The organism is Streptomyces xingningensis (assembly GCF_054957865.1).
On sequence record NZ_JBDJPF010000004.1, the window covers coordinates 74,825 to 95,089 of the forward strand.

Sequence of the window (20,265 nt, forward strand, 5' to 3'; positions counted from 1 at the left end):
TTGGATCCTCATGACCCTCTAATGACGCCATAGTCTGACAACAACGCCCCGTGGATCACAAGGAGTGATTTTTCAGTTACCGATAGAGATCGAGAGTGAGCTTACGAGCTCTCCGACTCTGGAGCGTAGCGACTCGACTACGGGGCGGAGTCGTTCCGCCTGATTCGGCAGCAGGCAACAGCAGGGAACTGGCCAAAGTGACACACCGGTTGGAACTGGTGGGAACCATGCCGGGATGGACAGGAGCGGTGGGCGTACCGCCCTCATCGCACACGCGGTGGCGGGGTGAAAGAGTGGTATCGGCTGACGGGAGAAGTACTTCCCGCGCATTGCTTCGTTGAGTTGACGGAACCGCCGAATTCCACCGGGCAAGAACCCGCGACGAGTTCGGTGCAGGGCACCGGACGGCTCGGCGCCCCGCACCCATCGCCCCTACCAATCGCCGCCCTTCGACGACGAGGACGACGTGAACTTCTTGAAGACGAAGATCAGGCCGCCGATGAGCGCCACCAACAGCAATGCCTTGAAGATCATGCTGATGAGGACTCCGAGCACACTGACGATCAGCGTCCCGAATACCAGGAGCACAAGGACCGGCAAGACGATCCACTTGACCCACCAGGGCAGCCCCGCGAGTATCCCTTTCTCAGCCATGTCGTCCCCTGCTCTCCGATTCAACACATCACTGACGGATGGACGCCCGGAGCCCGATGCCCCGGCCTGTTCTCGATGCTAGGACGGACCAGGGGCCCCATGGGGGCCTGCCGGCCCCCGTAGGTCCCTGAACGTTCCCCTACGGGACGGCCAGGGTCACGGTCAGCTCTCAGGCGGAGAGAAGATCACCAGAACCCTGAGGTCCTCACTGATGTGATGGAAGCGATGGGTGATACCGGCCGGCACATACACCACGCTGCCCCGCGCCACCTCGGTCGTCTCCGCCCCGACCGTGATCGACGCCCGGCCGCTCATCACCAAATACACCTCGTCCTGCGCATGCGGCCCCTGCGGGTCCGTGCTCCCCGCGTCCAGCGCATAGAGCCCGGCCGACATGTTCCGTTCCCGCAGGAACTGCAGATAAGCGCCGCTGTTCGCGACCCGCTCCGCCTCCAGCTCGTCAAGCCGGAACGCCTTCATGCGCTGTCTCCCGTTCCGCGCGACCGCCGCTTGTCCGATCGCGCCCGTCCCACCTGTCGGTGCCGTCTGCCACGATCTCACGTATGAAGAACTTTGTAGTCAAGACGATCGCCAACGCGGCGGCCCTGGCAGTCGCCGTCTGGCTGCTCAAGGGCATCACCATGGCGCACGCCGGTGACACCACGGCCAAGAAGGCCTTCACACTGCTCGCCGTGGCGCTCGTCTTCGGCGTGGTGAACTTCGTCGTCAAGCCGATCGTGAAGTTCCTGTCCCTCCCGCTCTTCATCCTCACCCTCGGCCTGATCACCCTGGTGATCAACGCCTTGATGCTGCTGCTGACGAGCTATGTGGCGGGCCGGCTCGATCTCCACTTCCATGTGGCCAACTTCTGGTCGGCCCTGGTCGGCGGCGTGATCGTGTCCATCGTCGCCTGGGCGATGCATGTGATCCTGCCCGACGACAAGGACTGACCGACGACAAGGACCGACCAAGGACCGCCCCCCAGCGGGCCTACGCTCCCGGCCGCCGGTCGTACCCCACGGTGTTGGCGGCCAGTTCCCCTGGGGTGATCTCCGTGGCCCAACCCTCCGGAGGCTCCTGGTACGGGCTGCAGGCCCCGCAGGCGGCACAGGTCCACCGGCCGTGAATGCCGTGCACGATCGCCCCGCAGCCCGCGCAGGTGTCGGTCGTGTAGCAGGGCGGCTCACCCGGCAGGGCCGGCGAGCGCCAGGGGTGTCCGTCCATCTCTCGCTCCTCGCCCGGGAGTCGGCTCGCACTCCAGCCTGCCACAGGCGGCGGCGCCGAACGGACGGGACCGACAGGCCCCGGGAACGGAACGGCATGGAAGGACGGCTCGAGCCTCCCCCCTCTTGGCTCGAGCCGCCCCGGTCTCCCGTGAGGAAGAGCCGCGCGTCTCAGGCTAGTTGACTCTGCGTCAGTGTCCAATCACCCTGGCGACACAGCCCTATCGACTTATTTATAGTTCCTCTACGGTCGGTGGCGGGCGAGCCGGGGAGACAGCATGGATCTGACCCTCTTACGCACATTCGTCACGGTCCACCGGGCGGGTTCCTTCACCCGCGCGGCCGCCCTCCTGGGGCTGTCCCAGCCCGCGGTGACCGGCCAGATAAGGACGTTGGAGCGGCAGCTCGGCCATCCGCTCTTCCTGCGCAAGGCGCGCGGCGTCGTCCCCACCACCCTCGGCGATGAACTCGCGCACAAAATCGCCCCCCATGTCGACGCCCTGCTGGAGATCACCGAATCGGGCCTCGACGACCAATGGCCGCACCGCACCCTGCACCTGGCCGGTCCGCCCGAATTCACCGCCCTGCGCGCGCTGCCCGCGCTCACCCCCCTGATCGCCCAGGGGCTGACGGTACGCGCCGCGCACGGCATGGCCGAGGACCTCTTCGAGGGCCTCGCCGCCGGGCACCACGAGCTGGCGATCACCACCTCCCGCCCGCGCGGACGGCTGCTCACCGCCACCCCGCTCTGCGACGAGGAACATGTGCTGATCGGCGCCCCGCGCTGGGCCGCACGCCTCGGCGGGGCGGCCGTGGTGCGCGACAAGGGCGTGGGCGTCCTGGAACACCTGCCGGTGGTGGAGGTCCATGAGAGCCTGCCCTTCGTCACCCGCTACTGGACCGCCGTCTTCGACACCAAGCCCATCACCACCGGCGCCGTCATCGCCCCCGACCTGCGGGCCGTGCTCTCCTGTGTGGCCGCCGGGGCCGGCATCGGGGTACTCCCCCGGTACCTGTGCGCCGAGGCGCTCGACACCGGGGAGGTGGTGGCGCTCCTCAACCCGCCCGTGCCCCCGCTGCGCACCTACTTCCTGGTGGTACGGACCGGAACGCTGGCCTTCCCCCATCTGGCACGAGCCCATGAGTGGCTGCTGCGTGCTGCCGTTTCGTGGTGAGAAGGGGTTTCACCGAGTGTCGGGCGCGGCAGATGTCGCTTATGACCGTACGACCAGTGGTCAAACGCACTGCCCGCGCCATTCTGCTCGCCGGTGACCCGGGCTCCGACGATCTCGAACTGATCCTCATCAAGCGCACCAAACCCGGCCAGGCCCCGTACTGGATCACCCCCGGCGGGGGTGTGGAGCCGGAGGACGACACGGTCGTCGCCGCGCTGCACCGCGAAGTGGACGAGGAGCTGGGGGCGAAGGTGGCCGACGTGGTGCCCGCCTTTGTGGACACCGTCCGGCACGGCACGGGTGGCACCCCCATTGCCGCCCACGGCGTGAAGGTGCAGCACTTCTTCGTCTGCCGACTGGCGTCGATGGACCTCTCACTGCGGCACGGTCCCGAAGTGGACGAGCCGCGTGGGACGTACGAGGTGGTGGGCATCCCCTTCACCCGTGCGGGAATCGCCTCGGTGGAGGTGGTACCGCCGTCGCTGCGCGCCTATCTCGCCGCGAACATCGAGGGTGTGCGGGCGCTGCTCGCGGACGACCTGGGGTGAACGGCGGTGCGCCCGCTCACCCCTGACGCTCCGCCGCGGCGCCGAAGAAGTCGCCGCCCTTGCGGCGGGTGTCATCCGTGCCCCAGGCCCTGCCCTCCCGTTCCGCCGCACGGTGGAGGCGGGGGATGTGCTTGGCGCAGTGGATATAGGCCTCTTCCACCGTGACCTCCACCCACACCAGGGCACGGCGGCCGGGTATCCCGTCAACCGGCAGCCCCGGGTGGGCCGTTCGCAGCATCGCGTCCTCCACCACCCGGGCCCGGCCGTTGATGTGCAACCCGATCCGGTCCCGGAAGAAATCCATCAGCAGAATGCCGACGTGCGGGTTCTCCTCGATGTTGCCCAGGCTCGCCAGCACGCCGTTGCCCCGGTATTCCGGGTAGGCGAGGGTGCGTTCGTCCAGCACCCGCAGAAAGCCGGGCGGACCGGCCCGGAAGGTGCTGTCGCACTCGCCCCGCCGGTCGGCGGTGGCCAGGAAGAACATCTCCTGCCGGCCGATGAACTCCCGCATCCGCCCGTTCACCTGGGACAGCACCTGCTCGCCGTAGAAGCGGGCGGCGCGCTCGGCGGTGCCGAGCCGCTGCTGGAGCGCGTGTTCGCCGTCGCTGCCCGGCGGTGGGGCGGGGATCCGCTCCTCCACGGTCATGTCCCAGGAGTTCCCCACCGTCATCAGACCACCGCCCGGATCAGCTCGCCGCCGCCAGGAGCTCGTCGATGGAGTCGTGGCGTATTCGGTGGGACGGTATGCCGATACCGACCAGGGTGTCCACACCGCTGCGAATCATTGCCGGTGGACCGGACAGATAGGCGTCATACGCGTTCCACGGGCCGTACCGCCGGATGATGTGCGGCAGTTGGCCGCTCAGAATGGGGGTACCTCCCGTGTCGTCCGGGCAACGGGGGAGGGACGGACCGTGCGAGACCACCGGGCGGACCGACAGCCAGGCGTGCCGGCGTTCCAGGTTCAGCAGGGTGTCCATGTCATAGAGGTCGCCGTCGTGGCGTGCGCCGTAGAACACCTCGACCGGACGGCTGCCGCCGTGCTCGGCGACGTCCTCGACCAGCGCCTTCATGGGGGCGATGCCGGTGCCCCCGCCCAGGCACAACAGGCCGTTGTCAGTGGTGTGGTCCACAATCATGGAACCGGCAGGAGGTCCGAGCCGCAGCACATCGCCGGGGCGGGCGCGATGGACCAGGGCGCCGGAGACCCAGCCGGCCGGCACGGCCTTGACATGGAAGGAGAGCAGCCCGTCCCGCCGGGGGGCGCAGGAGAAGGAGTAGTGCCGCCATATGCGCGGCCACCAGGGGGTTTCCAGGCTCGCATACTGTCCGGCGAGGAAGGGGTAGGGCTGATCGGGCCGCACGGTCACGACGGCCACGTCCGGCGTGCGCAGTTCATGGGTGACGATCTCGGCGTGCCACCAGGCCGGGGAGCGCAGTTCGTCATCGGCGGCCGCGTCGATCATGGTCTGGGAGATCAGGGTGTAGACGCGTACCCAGGCGGCCTGCGTCTCCTCGCTCCAGGTGTCCGTCGCATACCGGGTGAGGGCGCCGATGAGGGCCTCGCCCACGGCGGGGTAGTGCTCGGGCCGGGTGCCGTATTTGCGGTGTCCTCGGCCGAGTTGGGCGAGGTAGTCGGCAAGTTCCGAGAGGTTGTCGGCGAGTTGGGCGGCGGTCAGCAGGGCCTTGAAGAGCCGGTCCCGCTGGGTGTCCATGGCGGGCGGGAACAGCGGTCGCAGATCGGGGTGGTGGAGGAAGAGCAGCGCATAGAAGTACGAGGTGACCTTGTCGGCGATGGGCTCGATCTCGGTCATGGTGCGCCGGATGAGGACGGCGTCGGGGGGTGCGGTTGCGGCCGGCGCCGCGTTCTGGGGAGTGTCCGGCTGGGGAGTGTCCGGCGGGGCGGCCGGTGGCTGGTGGGGTGCAGGGGCGGCAACGGGGTCCGTGGCCGAAGGGCCCCTCGCGTCGTCATGGCGGTGGGACAAGTCGGCCGGGCCCTCGCCGGGTTCGGCCGGGCGCTGGTGTTCCAGGGCTTCCTGAGGCACCTGGGGCACCCGGTGCCCCGGAGCCCCGGGCGGAGTCCCCTGCCGCCGGGGGACACCCCCGGGCGCGCCACCGGGCGGCGGCGTCCCCGGCCTGCTGCCAGTGCCCGGACGGGCGTTGGGGCCGTCGCCCGGCCCGTCGCCCGGCCCGGTGCTCCGCCCGGTGTCCGGCCCGGTGGCTGTCTGGGCGGCCGTTGCGGCGGTTCTCCCGGGAGCCGGGTCGGATGGGCTGAACCAGCCCCATTCGCCTCCACGGCTCTCCCCCACGGCCCGTACGGCAGGGGGAGCGGACGGGGGAGTTCCCCCACCGCCGCCTTCGGCCGACGGGCGGCTCGGAGCGTCCATCGAATCCTCGCCTCGAACATCTCGGTCGGTCTGCGCACTCCGGTGTCCCCGGAAGTGCCCGCGATTCCCCGTTGGGTGTTCCAGTCCGCGCAGCATGCCACCTGTTGCCCGGCAGTGGAGGATTTGCCGGAACTCCGCGCGTCGCGGCCATGGTTGAGGTTAGAGTGACCGGCTCATGACGGCGCAGCCCGTCGAGCGCCGCGGCATCGGTACTTCAAGGACGGGGTGCTTCAAGGGCGGGCCGTGCCCTCATGAACCGGCTGCCAGGGCGTAAGCCTCCCGCAGGTCACGGCCGTTGTAGGCGTGCGTGGCGAGATCGCGCACATGGTGGTCGGCGTTCACCGCCACCGACACCGGGACGGCGGCGAACAGCCGGGCGTCGGACATCGAGTCGCCGTAGGCCACGCAGTCGGCGCGGCTCAGTCCGTATGCCTCGCACAGTTCATCGGCGATCCGGACCTTCGCCTCGGCGCTGAGGATGCCCGCCGGGTCCACCGGCTCCCGGAACGGCATTTCGGGCCAGCGCGAGCCATGGGCCGCATCGGCGCCCCAGGCGAGCAGGCGTTCCACAAAGAAGCCCGGGGACAACGAGATCACTGCGCAGCGCTCGCCCCGCGCCGCGATGTCCGCCCATACGTCCTTGATGCCGTCCAGCCAGGGGGCGCCCTGGAAGGCGGCCTCGACCGCCGCTTCGGTCAGGTCCGGCCCCCAGAGCTCGCAGGCCGCCGCGGCGAACCCGGCCGGGGTCAGCTCCCCGGCCGCGAAGGCCCGTTCCACGGCGTCGATTTCGCGTTCCAGCCCCAGCTGCCGGGATATCTCCAGCGCGGCCGCCGAGCCATGGATCAAGGTTCCGTCGAGGTCGAACAAGTGCAGTCTGCTCATGGTCATGAGCGTAGGCGCAGTCAACCGGAGTGCGCCTACGCAATCTTGCTCTGCTGCCCGGGGATCAGCGCCCGGCGGCGGCTGCCTCCTGTTCCGCCGTCGCCGCCGAGCGTGCCACGATGCGGCCGCCGTTCCCGCCCGTACGCCGCTCGAGCCCCGCCGACACCAGGGCGAGGACCAGCGCGGCGGCCGCCATTCCCGCGCCGGCCACATTGGGTGCGGTGTAGCCCAGCCCGGCCGAGATGACCAGGCCGCCCAGCCAGGCGGCGATGGCGTTGCCCAGGTTGAAGGCGCCGATGTTGACGGCGGAGGCGAGCGTCGGTGCGTCCGCCGTGTGGTCCAACACCCGCTTCTGCAACGGCGGGACGGTGGCGAAGCCGAAGCCGCTGATCAGCGGGATGGCGATGATCGCCGCGAGCTTGCTGTGCGCGGCCAGGGGCATCAGGGCGAGGGTGACCGCCAGGCCGCCGAGGCCCGTATAGAGCATGGGCATCAGGGCCCGGTCGGTGAACCTGCCGCTGATGAGGTTGCTGATGAACATGCCAAGGCCGAAGAGGACCAGCAGCCAGGTCATGGAGCCCGGTGCAAAGCCCGTGACCTCGGTCATCATCGGTGTGATGTAGGTGCTCATGGTGAAGACGCCGCCGAAGCCCAGGACGGTCATCGCCATCGCGAGCAGCACCTGGGGCTTGCGGAAGGCCCCGAACTCATGGCTGATCGCGGTGCGTTCGGGCCGCTCCTGGCGGGGCACCAGCGTGGCGACGCCCAGCATGGCGAGCAGTCCGAGCCCGGCGATGATGCCAAAGGTGATGCGCCAGCCCGCGTGCTGACCGAGCAGGGTGGCCGGTGGCACACCGACCACATTGGAGAGCGTCAGTCCGGTGAACATCATCGCGATCGCGCCCGCCCTCTTCTGCGGGGCGACCAGCCCGGAGGCGACGATCGAACCGATGCCGAAGAAGGCGCCGTGCGCCAGCGAGGCGATGATGCGCCCGGCGAGCATCACCCCGAAATTAGGCGCCACGGCGGAGAGCGCATTGCCCACGGTGAACAGCGCCATCAGGAACATCAGCATGCGCTTGCGCTCGACCCGGCTGCCGATGATCGCCAGGATCGGGGCGCCGATGACCACCCCGAGCGCATACCCGGTGGTCAGATAGCCGGCAGTGGGGATGGAGACGCCGAATTCGTCCGCCACCTCGGGGAGCAGGCCGGAGACCACAAACTCGGTGGTGCCGATACCGAAGGCGCCGATGGCGAGCGCCAGGAGGGCGAGGGGCATTGCGGGGAGATCCTTCGGTCGGGGACGGAGGGTCGGGAGGAGCGGAGGAGACGGGAACGATCCCCTCACCTCTTTGCGGCAGAGCCCTACCGGCGTAAACAATAATTGCAGACGCGCACTACTTGCAAGCGCGTGATATTGCAGCAAGGGGCTACCCTGGTCCCGGACGGTCCCCGCACCCCCGTACTCCGATGCACTCCGACGTACTCCGATGTACTCCGATCCGAAGGAGGGCCCCATGCCCCGCACCCTGGATCCCGCTCTGACGGGCCTGGCACAGGGCTGGTGCGCGCTCTCCGCGCTGCACGGCCGGCTCGAGGCGCACATCGAGCGGGCGCTCCAGTCCCGGCACGGGCTGAGCGTGCGCGAGTTCGGGGTGCTGGACGTGCTCAGCCGCCAGCACAGCGGCGAGGGCGGCCACCTGCGGATGAACGAGGTCGCCGATGCCATGGTGCTCAGCCAGAGCGCCACCACCCGGCTGGTCAACCGGCTGGAGGACCGCGGCCTGCTGACCCGCTACCTCTGCCTCACCGACCGCCGCGGCATCTACACCGATGTCACGCCCGCGGGCCTCGCCCTCCTCGAGGAGGCCCGGCCGACCAATGACGGGGCACTGCGCGAGGCGCTCCAGGAGGCCTCGCAGCGGGCCGAGTTGGCACCCCTGGTGGCCGTTGTGGAATCTCTCGCTCCAGCCTCGTAACCCGCCCCGGCCTGCGCATAGGGTCCGGTCCATGAGCAACATCGAGATCCGGCGCGCGACTGCCGACGACATCCCCGCCATCGTGGCCCTGCTGGCCGACGACCCCCTCGGCGCCCAGCGGGAATCCCCCGAGGACCTGGCCCCCTACCGGGCCGCCCTCGCCGCCCTGGACGGAGACCCCAACCAGCACCTGGTGGTCGCCGTGCGGGACGGCCGCCCGATAGGCACCCTCCAGCTCACCTTCATAGCGGGCCTGTCCCGGCGCGGTGCGACGCGCTCGATCATCGAGGGGGTGCGCATCCACGCCGAGGAACGGGGCGGCGGACTGGGCACCCAGCTCATCGAGTGGGCGATCGACGCCTCCCGCCGCGAGGGCTGCGCGCTGGTGCAGCTCACCTCGGACGCCACCCGGGTGGACGCCCACCGCTTCTATGAGCGGCTGGGCTTCGAGGCCTCGCACCTCGGCTTCAAGTACGCCCTGTAGTACGGGACCGGGCTGTAGTACGGGACCGGGCCCGCGCGCGGTGGGCCTTCTGCCGACAGGCGCCACCGCAGTACCGGGCGGGCCGGCCGGTGCGCGCGGGCGGGAGCCGCCCGCCGCACACCGCGCACCCCGTTTCGTTACGGTCGGCGGCCGGAATCGGGGGCAGTTTCGTTACGTTGCGCCCGGGGCGGAGGCTGTCGCAGGCCAGCACCGTCAGCCTCCCGGGCACCCCGGACGGACCCCGCCGCTGCTCCATCGACAGGCACCCCAGGAGCAGGGCCAGCACATCGTCCAAGATCACGTCCCGGCGTACGGCACCGGCCTGTTGGGCCCGGGCCAGCAGGACGGACAGCGCGGCCCGGAAGTCCCCCTCGACGGCCGGGGACGGCTCGAACCGCCCCTCGGCGCTCGCCTCCAGGGCGTCACAGAGCCCCTTGTCCCGGGCCGACAGCCGGACCACCGCCGTCAGATGGCGGAAGAACACCGCACCGGGGTCCTCGGCCTCCGCCAACTCCCTTGCGGTGTCCGTGAAGAGCCGCACCCTGTCCACCACGGTCGCCCTGAACAGGGCGTCCTTGGAGGGGAAATGGCGGTAGACAGTGCCCGCCCCGACGCCCGCCCGGCGGGCGATCTCCCCGACCGGCACCGCCAACCCGGCCTCCCGGAAGGCCGATCGGGCCGCCTCCAGCACCAGCGCCCGGTTACGGCGGGCGTCGGCCCGGACGGGGGCGGCGGGCCGCTCCGGCGGGGCGCCCGGCTCGGGGTTTCGGGCCATGCGGGGATCCTCCGGGGTGCCGGGCCAAACGGGCTGGGTGTTCCGATTCTATCCGGGCAGTTGAGCGGGACGGGCAGTGGCACCAAAAGGCACTAAAAGTCGTAGAGCACTAAAAAAGCCGCGACCGGTGCGCAGGCACCGGCCACGGCTTCTTCGCTGCGGAATGGATCAGCCCATGGTCACCGCGTCCCAGGCCGCGCCCGCCACCGCGCGGGCCTCGTCCCGCTCCGCCACCGGGACGCCCAGCGTGCACAGCGCCTCGCCCAGCGCCGCCAGGGAAGCGAGCACCACCGCCCGGTCCGCCGCCTGGCCGTAGTGATTGACCCGGATCATCTCCTTGGCGAGCGCCCCGCCCGCCGCCTGTACGGGCACCGAGCCGTCGCAGGCCAGGGCCGCGCGGACCACCTCCCGGGCGTCCACGCCCGTCGGCGCGCGCAGCGTGGTCGCGACGGGGGCGGCGTCCTCGTCCCGGACCACATAGGGGGACAGTCCGCCCAGCGCCCGAACACCCGCCCGGGTCGCCGACTTGGCGGCGTGGTGGCGGGCGATGACGGTGTCCAGGCCGGTCTCCTCGATCCGGTCGGCGGCCTGCTCCAGGGCCAGCATCTCCAGCTGCGCCGGGGCGTGCGGAAGCACCCTGCGCCCGCCGTCGATCCAGCGCTCCTTCCAGTCCAGGAGGGAGAGGTACGAGTGCCGGGGCGCCCGCTCATTGGCGGCGATCCGCTCCCAGGCCCGGGCGCCGACCGACACCGCCGACACACCTGCCGGGCCCGCCATCGCCTTCTGCCCGCCGATGACACACAGGTCGACGCCCCATTCGTCGGTGCGCAGCGGCTCCGCGGCCACCGAGGCGACCGCGTCCAGCATCAGCAGCGCACCATGCTCGCGCACCACCGCACCGATCTCGGCGACCGGGTTGGTGTTGCCGGTCGCCGCCTCGGCGTGGACCAGGCTGACGAAGTCGATCGCGGGATGGGCGCGCAGCGCCTGCGCGATCCGCTCCGGGCTCGCCGCCCCGCTGAACGGCGCCTCCACCGTGACCACCTCGGCGCCACAGGAGCGCAGCCAGCCACCGAAGGTCTCGCCATAGGGGCCGGTGATGACGTTGAGCGCGGTGCTGCCGGGGCGCACGGCCGAGCGGATGCACGCCTCCAGCGGCAGCAGCGCCTCCCCCTGGGTCGCGATGACGGTCTCGCCGGTGCCCATCAGCGCGGCGACCTTGTCTTCGATGCGGGCGAAACGGCCGGCGGTCAGGGGCGGGAGGTCAAGCAGGTTCACTGTCACGTGCGGACCCTAACGCCAGCCGCCCTCGTCCACCCCGCCGGGCACCGGGCCACCGGGCGGGTACGGCTCCCGGGTGAGGACGAACGTACCGATGTCCAGGTGGCTCGGCGTGCCGTCCGCGGCGCGGACCACCTTGAGCGTCTCCCCCGCGTAGTACCCGTCCAGCCCGGTCCAGGTCCCGTCCCGCTCCGCGCGGAAGCGCGCCGCGCGGCCGGGGCCGCCGAGCGGGGACAGCTCCAGGCCCCGGTCCGCGTGCAGCCGCAGGGCCAGCGGGCTCGCTCCCCAGTACCAGGGGCCGGTCAGCTCCAGCAGCCCCGGATCCACCTCCCCGAGCGGGCGCCAAGAGGCCGGAATGTGCGGTTCCTGGCGGGCGAGCAGATGCACCAGATCCGTCCCCACCGTCCCCAGCGCACCGGAGGTCACATTGGCCAGCACGACCGCCGCGGTCCCTTCCTCCTCGCTCGCCCAGAGCGTCGCCACGAACCCCGGCATCGAACCGGTGTGACCGCACAGCAACCGCCCCTTGGAACGCAGCAGTTGCACGCCGAGCCCATAGCCGCCCGACCAGTCCGGGCCCATGGGCTCGGCCGCCGGCCGCCGCATCTCCGCCAATGTCCCGGCGGCGAGCACCCGCTCGTCCCCGTTCAGCAGGAACCCGGCGAAACGGCAGAGATCGCCCGCCGTTGACCACAGCTGCCCGGCCGGTGCCATCCGGCCGGTGTCCGTGGCGGGTTCCGGGAGCAGGGCGTCCGCCCAAGGGTGCACGGCCCAGCCGTCCGCGTGCGGCGCCTGGGGTGCGTAGGTCGTCCGCGCCATGCCGAGCGGCAGCAGCACCTCACGGCGCAGCACCGCGTACCAGCTCTCCCCGCGCAGCCGCTCGATCAGCGCGCCGAGCAGCGCATATCCGGGGTTGGAGTAGTGGTGGAGCCGCCCCACCGGATGCCGCTCCGGCCGCTCACCGAAGAGGTCGGCGAGCTCGGGGCGCAGCGCCCCGTCCGTGCGCTCCCACCACGGCCCGGCCGCCTCCGCGGCCAATCCGGCGCTGTGCGACAGGAGTTGGGCGATGGTCGCCTCGCCGGCCTCCGGGGCGTCCAGGTGCTTGCCCAGCGGATCGCCCAGGTCGAGCAGCCCCTCGTCGCGCAGCCGCAGCACCAGGACCGCGACAAAGGTCTTGGTGATCGAGCCGATGCGGTACTGCGTGTCGGCGCCCGGCACCGCCCCGCCCACGGCACCCCGCCCGGCCGACCACACCATCCGGCCGTCCCGCGCCACCGCGGCCACCAAAGCGGGCGCCCGGCCCGCCGCCTGGGCGACGGCCGCCCGGTGCAGCAGGGCACGGCGGGTGGCGGGCAAGGGCTCGGCGAACTCCTCATATGCATCATGTGCATCGCGTGAAGTGGTCATTGCCGCACCCTAGACACTGATCGCGGATCGGCATGGCAACGTGCTGGCCTTGACGTCCGCGTCAAGGTCTACGGTCGTTCCATGCGCATCGGGGAACTGGCCCAGCGAGCGGGCATCAGCACACGTGCCCTGCGGCACTACGAGTCCCTGGGACTGCTGCCCGCCCGCCGCACCGGCAATGGTTACCGCAGCTACGACGAGGAGGATCTGCGCCTGCTGCGCCAGATCCGCACGCTCCAGGACTTCGGTTTCGGCCTGGAGGACACCCGTCCGTTTGTGGAGTGCCTGCGCGCCGGTCACCCGGCGGGCGACTCCTGCCCGCCGTCCCTGGAGGTCTACCGCCGCAAGCTGGCGGAGCTGGACGCCTGCATCGAACGGCTCCAACAGGTACGGGCCGAGGTCGGCACCCAGCTGGCGCGCGCCGAGGCCGAGCTGCCGGGCGGACCGCCGCCGCGCTGCGAGCTCGGGGGCGCCGCGCCCGGCAGCGCGCGGCCCGGGCCGGTTCATCGGACACCCGCTGCCCCACCGGACATCGAGCAAGGGAGCACAGCATGACCGAAACATCCCTCGCATCGGTCACCACCGTCACCGATGCCACCTTCGCCCAGGAGGTACTCGCCTCGGAGCTGCCCGTCCTGGTGGACTTCACCGCCGACTGGTGCCCGCCCTGCCGCCAGATAGAGCCGGTGCTCGACCGGCTGGCGATGGAGGAGGCGGGCCGATTGAAGATCGTCCGGCTTGATGTGGACACCAACCCCGCGACCCAGGCGGCCCATGGGGTGCTGTCCATGCCGACCCTGATGCTCTTCCGGCACGGCGGCCCGGTGCTGTCCGTGGTCGGCGCCCGCCCGGGGCGCCGGCTGCGCCATGAGCTGTCCTCCGAGCTGCCCTGGATCGCCCCCGGGTAGGGCGATTCAGGGCATCGGGGGCAGCGTCCGGCACAGTGCGTCCAGCAGCTCCGGGAAGGCGTGGTCGGGCGGGGTGGCATAGCCGACCACCAGGCCGTCGTACGGAGCCGGACCGCCGTCGGGGTGGCGGCAGGCGGCCGGCCCCTCGAGCGCCGGCCCGCGCCGGGCACCGGCCCGTACCACGGACCGCTCGGTGCCGGGCGGCAGTTGGAGCACCGCGTGCAGCCCGGCGGCGATGCCGGAGACCCGGATGTGCGGGGTGCGCTCCGCGAGCGTGGCGACCAGCCGGTCGCGGCGGTCGCGGTAGCACTGGCGCATCCGGCGGACATGCCGGTCGTAGGCGCCGGAGTCGATGAACTCCGCCAGGGTCAGCTGCTCCGGGATGCTGGTCCACCCCTCCCGGTCGCCCTTCGACTCGAGGATGCCGTCGACCAGCCGGCCGGGAAGCACCATCCAGCCCAAACGCACCGCGGGTGACAGGCTCTTGCTGACCGAACCGAGGTAGACCACCCGCTCGGGGTCGAGCCCCTGTACGGCGCCGACCGGCTGCCGGTCGTAGCGGAACTCCCCGTCGTAGTCGTCCTCCAGCACCAGCCGCCCGGCCCCCGCCCGCGCCCAGTCGACGGCCGCCGCACGCCGCCGGGGGTGCAGCGGGCCGCCGGTCGGGAACTGGTGCGCGGGGGTGAGCAGTGCCGCCCGTACGCCCTTGAACGCCGCCAACTCGCCGGTCAGCGCGCCGTGTTCGTCCACCGGCAGGGGCACGGTGCGCAGCCCGGCGGCGGCCAGGATCTCCCGGTGGAAGTCCAGACCGTATGCCTCCACCGCCACCGTGCCGCGCAGCACCCCGTCGCACAGCAGCCGCAGGGCGTGCGCGAAACCGGAGGTGATGACGATCCGGCCGGGGTCGGCGCGCACCCCACGGGCGCGGGCGAGGTATCCGGCCAGCGCCCGGCGCAGCTCGCCGCGGCCCTGTGGATCGCCGGGGCCGAAGGCCTCGTTGGGCGCGGCGTTCAGGGCCCGGCGGGCGGCGGTCAGCCAGGCGGCGCGGGGGAAGGACGCGGCATCCGGCTGCCCCTGCAGCAGACTGTGGGCCAACGGGGGCGGCAGCCGGGTTCCGGGCGGCAGCCGGCCGCCGCGCACCGCCTCGTGCAGGGCGCTCTTCAGCCGGGCCCGGGGGCTGCCCGGGCCGGACCGCTCCAGCCGCAGGTCAGCGCCGAGGGCGGCCCGGAAATTGGCCCAATTTTCTGCCATGCCAATGCACCCTGCCCATGGTCGCTTCTGCTCCTACGGTAGAACCCATGACAGAGACCCACAGCACCGAGCGCATGAACTTCCACGCCGTCGCCCCCAAGGTCTACAAGGCCGTCCTGGCCCTGGACGCCGCAGCCCGGGCGGGGCTCGACCCGGTCGTCCTCGAACTGGTCCAGATCCGCGCCTCGCAGCTCAACCGCTGCACCTACTGCATCGACTACCACACCAGGGACGCCCGCAAGGCGGGCGAGACCGAGGAGCGGATCTACCAGCTCAGCGCCTGGGAGGATTCCCACCTCTTCACCGCCGCGGAGCGGGCCGCGCTCGCCCTGACCGAGGCCGTCACCCTGCTGCCGGGCGGCGTGCCGGACGACGTGTACGACCTGGCCGCCCGGCACTTCGACGAGCAGCGGCTGGCCCAGCTGATCTCCGTGATCTTCACGGTCAATGTGTGGAACCGGATGAATGTCACCACCCGCAAGACACCGGGCACGGAGTGACGATGACCGCGACCGACGCTCCGGCCGCCCGCCCCGCCACCGACGGCGCCCGCTCGCCGCTGAAGGGGTGGGCGGCCGTCCTGGCCGTGACGCTGGGCATCTTCTCCCTGATGACCTCCGAGCTGCTGCCCGTCGGCCTGCTCACCCCGGTCGCCTCCGCGCTGGACGTGTCCGAGGGGACGGCCGGTCTGATGGTCACCGTGCCCGGCCTGGTCGCCGCGGTCTCGGCGCCCCTGGTCACCGTGGCCACCGGCCGCATCGACCGGCGCCTGGTGCTGGTGGTGCTGATAGGCATCGTGGGCGCCGCCAATCTGGCGTCCGCCTTCGCGCCCCACTTCGCCGTGGTGCTGGCCGCCCGTTTCCTCATCGGCATCAGCGTCGGCGGCTTCTGGGCGATCGCCGGGGGCATCGCCCTGCGGCTGGTGCCGGAGGAGCACGTCGGCCGGGCAACCGCCGTGATCTTCGGCGGTGTTGAGACGGCGTCCGTGCTCGGGGTGCCCACCGGCACCCTGCTGGGCGACCTCAGCGGCTGGCGGACCGCCTTCGCGGCCGTGGGACTGCTCGGCCTGGCAGCCCTGACCTGCATGGTCTTCCTGCTGCCCAAGCTGCCCGCCACCCGGACCAGCACCCTGGCCGACCTGCCCCGGCTGTTCGCCGGCAACTCCGGGGTGCGGATCGGCATCGCCGTCACCTTCCTGATCATCACGGGCCACTTCATCGCCTACACCTTTCTCCGCCCGGTCCTGCGGGACGGCGGCATCGACGGCGGCATGGTCGGCGTGCTGCTGCTGGTCTTCGGGGTAGCCGGGATCACCGGCAACTTCATCGCCGGATCGCTGGTCACCCGGCATGTCCGCCAAGTCGTCATCGGCATCGGCGCGGTCCTCACCGCGGCCATGGCCGCCCTCGCCCTGGCCGACGGCGGCGGAACGCCGGCCGCGGCGGCCCTGTTGATCCTCTGGGGGCTCGGCTACGGCGCGGTGCCGGTCAGCCTGCAGACCTGGGTCCTCAAGGCCGCCCCGGAGGCGACCGAGGCCGCGTCGTCCCTCTATGTCGCCGTGTTCAACCTGTCGATCGCCCTGGGCGCACTGTTCGGCGGCCTCGCGGTGGACGGCTTCACGGCGAGCGGAGTGCTGTGGATCGGCGGGGGGCTCACGGTGCTGGCGTCACTGCTGGTGCTGGGGACGCGGGGGCGGACCGCGGCGAACTGACCGCCGGGGGCGGCATACGGCACGGTTCGCCGGGGGTCGGCCCGGGCGGCGGCCTCCTCCGGCTCGGTGATCCACCCGCTGGTGATCGCGAACAGCTCGGGCACAAGAATCGACCCAGGGCGATCTCGTAGTACTTCACCCGCTCGTCCTGACCGACCAGCCGCGCTCGTCCGGAGGCCGGTTGAAACCCGGGCTGCCGATCACCTGTCCGTCCTCGCGGCGCCTGATCTCGTAGTCCCCGAACGGCCGGGGATTTCCGGTGGCCGCACAGTGGTTGAGGAAATCGGTCGCCGATTCCACATCGCCGGGGTCGGGGTATCCGGGCGCCCACCGATCGCCGTCGCCCGGCCTGCCCGCCGCCACCCGTTCCGCCTCCGCGACGGTCATCGGGTGGAGTATGAGGCGCGCTGTCACAAGATCGCCCATGGCGGGGTGGATACCACGCGGGAAACGGGGCCGCACCCCAATTGCCGGGCGCCGGACGTTCCTTGATCGCTCATCACGATCCGCAATGAATGTACAGACCAATTATGTCTTGATCGCCATGGCCCGAGGCGGTGAACTGGTCCTACGCCACGGCACAAGCCGTACGGCACCAAGAAAGACCAGGAGGCAGTCATGCCCGCAGTGACCATTCAGCAGGGCCCCCGCGACGTCGAGCTCAAGCGGGAGCTGATCAAGAAGATCACCGACGCCTTCGTCGAGACCTATCAGATACCGGCCGAGACGGTGATGGTCTTCATCGAGGAGACCCCCACCGACAGCTTCGGCGTCGGCGGCAGGCTCGCCGCCGACAAGTGACACCAGGTCCGCACCGGCTCTCCGTGGACCCGGCAGGTGGGTTTGCCATGACCACGATCCGGGATCGCCAGTCGCCGATCAGGTCTGCGCCATGTCCACAAAGCGCGAGTAGTGCCCCTGGAACGCCACCGTGATCGTGGCCGTCGGGCCGTTACGGTGCTTGGCCACGATCAGGTCCGCCTCGCCCGCACGGGGAGACTCCTTCTCGTAGGCGTCTTCGCGGTGCAACAGGATGACCATATCGGCATCCTGTTCGATCGAACCCGACTCGCGAAGGTCGGAGACCATCGGCTTCTTGTCCGTACGCTGCTCGGGACCACGGTTCAGCTGGGACAGCGCGATGACCGGAACCTCCAGCTCCTTGGCGAGGAGCTTGAGGTTACGGGACATGTCCGAGACTTCCTGCTGGCGGCTCTCGGGACGCCGGGCACCGCCGGACTGCATCAGCTGCAGATAGTCGATGACGATGAGCTTGAGGTCATTGCGCTGCTTGAGGCGTCGGCACTTGGCGCGGATCTCCATCATCGACAGGTTCGGGGAGTCGTCGATGTAGAGCGGGGCGGCGGAGACATCGGGCATGCGGCGCGCCAGGCGGGTCCAGTCCTCGTCGGTCATGGAGCCCGAACGCATGTGGTGCAGGGCGACCCGGGCCTCGGCTGAGAGAAGCCGCATCGCGATCTCATTGCGACCCATTTCGAGGGAGAAGATCACGCTGGGCAGGTTGCTCTTGATCGAGCAGGCGCGTGCGAAGTCCAGAGCCAGGGTGGAATTGTGCGTGGGGACCATCGATCGGGTGGCCAGGTACATGTGATCCGCGCTGTCCACCTGAACGCAACGGACGGGAACACTCGCGACCTCTCGGACCTCGGCGACAAACCGCTGCCCCAGCCTGGGTGTGGCGGGGCGTCGGCGGTTCTCGTGCACCTCCCGCTTGCGCTCCAGTCCGAAGACGTCCTCGGTGGGTGTGAAGGTGGTCACATACACGACAGAGGAGCTTGCCGAACGTCCCTTGACGACCCTGGTCTGCCTTCCCCATCGGTATCCGAGGCCGGCGATCAGCTCACAGAACCCGTCCGCAAGCGCCTTGTTGGTGACCGCGAACTGCACGGACCCAGTCCTGTTGACCGTTCCATCCGTATCCAGCAGACCGGCGAGCAGCGCTCTTCGCTGAGTCACGGAGCCGCGCAGATAGTCCTGCGGGATGTGCTTGTTGCCCAGAACGCCCATGGCCCGCAGCGTGACGAGCAAACTGCCATGGCTGCGCGTGCACGGCTGACACCGGGGTGTGGCATAAGGCGAGGAGCACACCGCACCGCAGTCGACACACGTGGTCGAGATGCGCTGCAAGACCTCCGGGTCCGCCGCGGTGATCCGGGCCGCGTCGCTGTGGCCGTCGCCCAGCCAGGCACCAAACGTGTAGGGCGGGACCGGAAGCTCCCTGGGCGGCAGTTCGAGAGCGACCGTGTTGCGCACCGAATGGTTCATCCGCTGGTCGGTGCCACAACGCACTGTCTCGGCGATCTCCTTTGTCGTCCTGACCGAGGCGAAGACCGTCCGGCGCTCCGGGCCGCGCTCCTGGGCGGACCTGCGGGAGGCACGGGTGTCGGTGAGCCACTGGTGATCCGCGTCGGCGACGACCGTTGTCCCGTCGTCGAAAACGACCTCATAGCAGGGCCGGCCGGCCATGACATCGGTGGCGGCGACCACCCGCGTCGGCTTGCCGTCGGCGCCGAGCAGGAAGTCTCCGACCCGCACTTCGCCCATCGTGGTCCACCCGGTGGGCGTGGGCAGCGGTGTGTCGAGAGCAAGCGCCTTGCCCATGGCCGGCCGGGCGGCGATGACGATCATCTGGCCGGGGTGGAGGCCATTGGTCAGGGCGTCGAGATCGGTGAATCCGGTGGGGACGCCGGACATCTGGCCGCTGCGCGAGCCGATGGCCTCGATCTCGTCGAGCGCGCCCTCCATGATGTCGCCGAGCGGCAGATAGTCCTCGCTGGTGCGCTGCTCGGTGACGGCGTAGATCTCGGCCTGGGCATTGTTGACGATGTCATCGACATCGCCGTCGGCCGCATATCCCATCTGTGTGATGCGGGTGCCCGCCTCGACCAGCCGACGCAGCACGGCGCGTTCATGGACGATCTCGGCGTAGTACTCGGCGTTGGCCGCGGTCGGGACGGTCTGGACCAGGGTGTGCAGATAGGACGCGCCGCCGACGCGGGTGATCTCGCCGCGCTTGGTGAGCTCGGCCGCCACCGTGATCGGGTCGGCGGGCTCGCCCTTGGCGTAGAGGTCGAGGATCGCCTGGTAGACGGTCTCATGCGCGGGCTTGTAGAAGTCGCTGCCCTTGAGGATCTCGACGACATCGGCGATGGCGTCCTTGGAGAGCAGCATGCCGCCCAGCACGGACTGCTCGGCGTCCATGTCCTGGGGCGGCACCCGCTCGAAGCCGCTGCCCTGCGGGCCCTGCCAGGAGCCGTCGTCGGCGCCCCGGTCGTGCTGCTCACGGCGGCCCTTGCCGTCACCGCGGCGCGGGAAGGGGAGGCGGTCGCCCGGGCCGCCGTCGGCCCAGGGGTCGTCCATGGGCTCGGGGACGCTCATCCCACCGCACCTCCTCCCGTCCGCGACGCGGACCTCACCGTGCTTCTCTTTCTTACGGCACGGCTCCGACAAACAGGACGCCCGACTCCGGTTAAGGCACGTCGAGTTCGTGCCGATCTCATACGGTCCGGCAAAGGGTCCGTGTGAGGGGAACAGACGGCGGGCGCCGGTCCACGGTAGGCCCGCGGGCACCGTCAG

Annotated in this window: 22 protein-coding genes and 1 pseudogene; 10 read left to right on the forward strand and 13 right to left on the reverse strand. The window is 70.6% G+C overall.

The annotated features are described in order from the left end of the window. Window positions 1-432: 432 nt before the first annotated feature. Together ABCR83_RS03470 and ABCR83_RS03475 are read right to left on the reverse strand one after the other, a co-directional pair. Complete coding sequence (locus tag ABCR83_RS03470; RefSeq protein ID WP_462693204.1) at window positions 433-654, reverse strand: DUF5326 family protein; 222 nt, start codon at window positions 652-654, stop codon at window positions 433-435. A gap of 162 nt (window positions 655-816) precedes the next feature. Further along, window positions 817-1,134 carry a cupin domain-containing protein gene (locus ABCR83_RS03475; RefSeq protein ID WP_462693206.1) on the reverse strand — a complete coding sequence of 106 codons (318 nt, stop codon included), beginning with the start codon at window positions 1,132-1,134 and terminating at the stop codon, window positions 817-819. Between the two features lie 83 nt (window positions 1,135-1,217). Here ABCR83_RS03475 and ABCR83_RS03480 point away from each other — a divergent pair, with 83 nt between their 5' ends. Further along, the gene (locus ABCR83_RS03480) at window positions 1,218-1,604 is read left to right on the forward strand and encodes a phage holin family protein (protein ID WP_462693208.1); all 387 of its coding nucleotides are present in this window, start codon (window positions 1,218-1,220) and stop codon (window positions 1,602-1,604) included. A 40-nt stretch (window positions 1,605-1,644) separates the two neighbouring features. On the opposite strand, the gene ABCR83_RS03485 is transcribed toward ABCR83_RS03480, so the two are convergent. Continuing rightward, window positions 1,645-1,878 carry a hypothetical protein gene (locus ABCR83_RS03485; RefSeq protein ID WP_462693210.1) on the reverse strand — a complete coding sequence of 78 codons (234 nt, stop codon included), beginning with the start codon at window positions 1,876-1,878 and terminating at the stop codon, window positions 1,645-1,647. A 277-nt stretch (window positions 1,879-2,155) separates the two neighbouring features. On the opposite strand from ABCR83_RS03485, the gene ABCR83_RS03490 reads away from it, so the two are divergent. After that, the gene (locus ABCR83_RS03490; RefSeq protein WP_462693212.1) at window positions 2,156-3,052 is read left to right on the forward strand and encodes a LysR family transcriptional regulator; all 897 of its coding nucleotides are present in this window, start codon (window positions 2,156-2,158) and stop codon (window positions 3,050-3,052) included. A gap of 41 nt (window positions 3,053-3,093) precedes the next feature. Then, window positions 3,094-3,600: an NUDIX domain-containing protein gene (locus ABCR83_RS03495; protein ID WP_462693214.1), complete on the forward strand. Its 507-nt coding sequence runs from the start codon at window positions 3,094-3,096 to the stop codon at window positions 3,598-3,600. 16 nt (window positions 3,601-3,616) lie between these two features. Here ABCR83_RS03495 and ABCR83_RS03500 read toward each other — a convergent pair whose 3' ends face one another. The 4 genes from ABCR83_RS03500 to ABCR83_RS03515 all read right to left on the reverse strand — a co-directional run bounded on the left by ABCR83_RS03500 (window position 3,617) and on the right by ABCR83_RS03515 (window position 8,151). Further along, on the reverse strand, window positions 3,617-4,270 hold the full coding sequence (locus ABCR83_RS03500) for a pyridoxamine 5'-phosphate oxidase family protein (protein WP_462693216.1): 654 nt from the start codon (window positions 4,268-4,270) through the stop codon (window positions 3,617-3,619). A 16-nt stretch (window positions 4,271-4,286) separates the two neighbouring features. Beyond that, entirely contained in the window at window positions 4,287-5,645 is a 1,359-nt protein-coding gene (locus ABCR83_RS03505; protein WP_462693218.1) for a globin domain-containing protein, read from the reverse strand. 591 nt (window positions 5,646-6,236) lie between these two features. After that, complete coding sequence (locus ABCR83_RS03510) at window positions 6,237-6,869, reverse strand: HAD family hydrolase (protein ID WP_462693220.1); 633 nt, start codon at window positions 6,867-6,869, stop codon at window positions 6,237-6,239. 64 nt (window positions 6,870-6,933) lie between these two features. Further along, window positions 6,934-8,151: an MFS transporter gene (locus tag ABCR83_RS03515; RefSeq protein WP_462693222.1), complete on the reverse strand. Its 1,218-nt coding sequence runs from the start codon at window positions 8,149-8,151 to the stop codon at window positions 6,934-6,936. A gap of 238 nt (window positions 8,152-8,389) precedes the next feature. Here ABCR83_RS03515 and ABCR83_RS03520 point away from each other — a divergent pair, with 238 nt between their 5' ends. Next, window positions 8,390-8,851, forward strand: coding sequence for a MarR family winged helix-turn-helix transcriptional regulator (locus ABCR83_RS03520; protein WP_462693224.1), 462 nt, complete (start codon window positions 8,390-8,392; stop codon window positions 8,849-8,851). Between the two features lie 31 nt (window positions 8,852-8,882). After that, the gene (locus ABCR83_RS03525; protein ID WP_462693226.1) at window positions 8,883-9,335 is read left to right on the forward strand and encodes an N-acetyltransferase family protein; all 453 of its coding nucleotides are present in this window, start codon (window positions 8,883-8,885) and stop codon (window positions 9,333-9,335) included. Here ABCR83_RS03525 and ABCR83_RS03530 read toward each other — a convergent pair. The 3 genes from ABCR83_RS03530 to ABCR83_RS03540 all read right to left on the reverse strand — a co-directional run bounded on the left by ABCR83_RS03530 (window position 9,319) and on the right by ABCR83_RS03540 (window position 12,798). Beyond that, entirely contained in the window at window positions 9,319-10,110 is a 792-nt protein-coding gene (locus tag ABCR83_RS03530; protein ID WP_462693228.1) for a TetR/AcrR family transcriptional regulator, read from the reverse strand. The two genes, ABCR83_RS03525 and ABCR83_RS03530, sit on opposite strands and share 17 nt — an antisense overlap. Window positions 10,111-10,278: 168 nt before the next feature. After that, window positions 10,279-11,394 carry a pyridoxal-phosphate-dependent aminotransferase family protein gene (locus tag ABCR83_RS03535; protein ID WP_462693230.1) on the reverse strand — a complete coding sequence of 372 codons (1,116 nt, stop codon included), beginning with the start codon at window positions 11,392-11,394 and terminating at the stop codon, window positions 10,279-10,281. Between the two features lie 9 nt (window positions 11,395-11,403). Beyond that, window positions 11,404-12,798 (reverse strand): serine hydrolase domain-containing protein, encoded by a 1,395-nt coding sequence (locus ABCR83_RS03540; RefSeq protein WP_462693232.1) that lies wholly within the window; start codon window positions 12,796-12,798, stop codon window positions 11,404-11,406. An 81-nt stretch (window positions 12,799-12,879) separates the two neighbouring features. Here ABCR83_RS03540 and ABCR83_RS03545 point away from each other — a divergent pair, with 81 nt between their 5' ends. Together ABCR83_RS03545 and ABCR83_RS03550 are read left to right on the forward strand one after the other, a co-directional pair. Beyond that, a complete protein-coding gene (locus ABCR83_RS03545; protein ID WP_462693234.1) occupies window positions 12,880-13,353 on the forward strand; it encodes a MerR family transcriptional regulator in 474 nt (157 codons plus the stop codon). Continuing rightward, window positions 13,350-13,706, forward strand: coding sequence for a thioredoxin family protein (locus tag ABCR83_RS03550; RefSeq protein ID WP_462693236.1), 357 nt, complete (start codon window positions 13,350-13,352; stop codon window positions 13,704-13,706). Before ABCR83_RS03545 ends, ABCR83_RS03550 begins: the two co-directional genes overlap by 4 nt. Window positions 13,707-13,712: 6 nt before the next feature. Here ABCR83_RS03550 and ABCR83_RS03555 read toward each other — a convergent pair whose 3' ends face one another. Continuing rightward, entirely contained in the window at window positions 13,713-14,957 is a 1,245-nt protein-coding gene (locus tag ABCR83_RS03555; RefSeq protein WP_462693238.1) for an aminotransferase-like domain-containing protein, read from the reverse strand. 74 nt (window positions 14,958-15,031) lie between these two features. Between ABCR83_RS03555 and ABCR83_RS03560 the strand changes: the two genes are divergently transcribed. Then, window positions 15,032-15,457: a carboxymuconolactone decarboxylase family protein gene (locus tag ABCR83_RS03560; protein ID WP_462693369.1), complete on the forward strand. Its 426-nt coding sequence runs from the start codon at window positions 15,032-15,034 to the stop codon at window positions 15,455-15,457. A 2-nt stretch (window positions 15,458-15,459) separates the two neighbouring features. Further along, on the forward strand, window positions 15,460-16,668 hold the full coding sequence (locus ABCR83_RS03565; RefSeq protein WP_462693240.1) for an MFS transporter: 1,209 nt from the start codon (window positions 15,460-15,462) through the stop codon (window positions 16,666-16,668). A 135-nt stretch (window positions 16,669-16,803) separates the two neighbouring features. Here ABCR83_RS03565 and ABCR83_RS03570 read toward each other — a convergent pair whose 3' ends face one another. Then, the gene (locus tag ABCR83_RS03570) at window positions 16,804-17,094 is read right to left on the reverse strand and encodes a GNAT family N-acetyltransferase (RefSeq protein WP_462693242.1); all 291 of its coding nucleotides are present in this window, start codon (window positions 17,092-17,094) and stop codon (window positions 16,804-16,806) included. A gap of 180 nt (window positions 17,095-17,274) precedes the next feature. On the opposite strand from ABCR83_RS03570, the pseudogene dmpI reads away from it, so the two are divergent. Next, window positions 17,275-17,469, forward strand: a pseudogene (gene dmpI, locus ABCR83_RS03575) (4-oxalocrotonate tautomerase DmpI); the annotation flags it as partial. A gap of 78 nt (window positions 17,470-17,547) precedes the next feature. Here the strand turns inward: dmpI and dnaB are convergent. Then, on the reverse strand, window positions 17,548-20,067 hold the full coding sequence (gene dnaB / locus ABCR83_RS03580; protein WP_462693244.1) for a replicative DNA helicase: 2,520 nt from the start codon (window positions 20,065-20,067) through the stop codon (window positions 17,548-17,550). Window positions 20,068-20,265 lie beyond the last annotated feature (198 nt).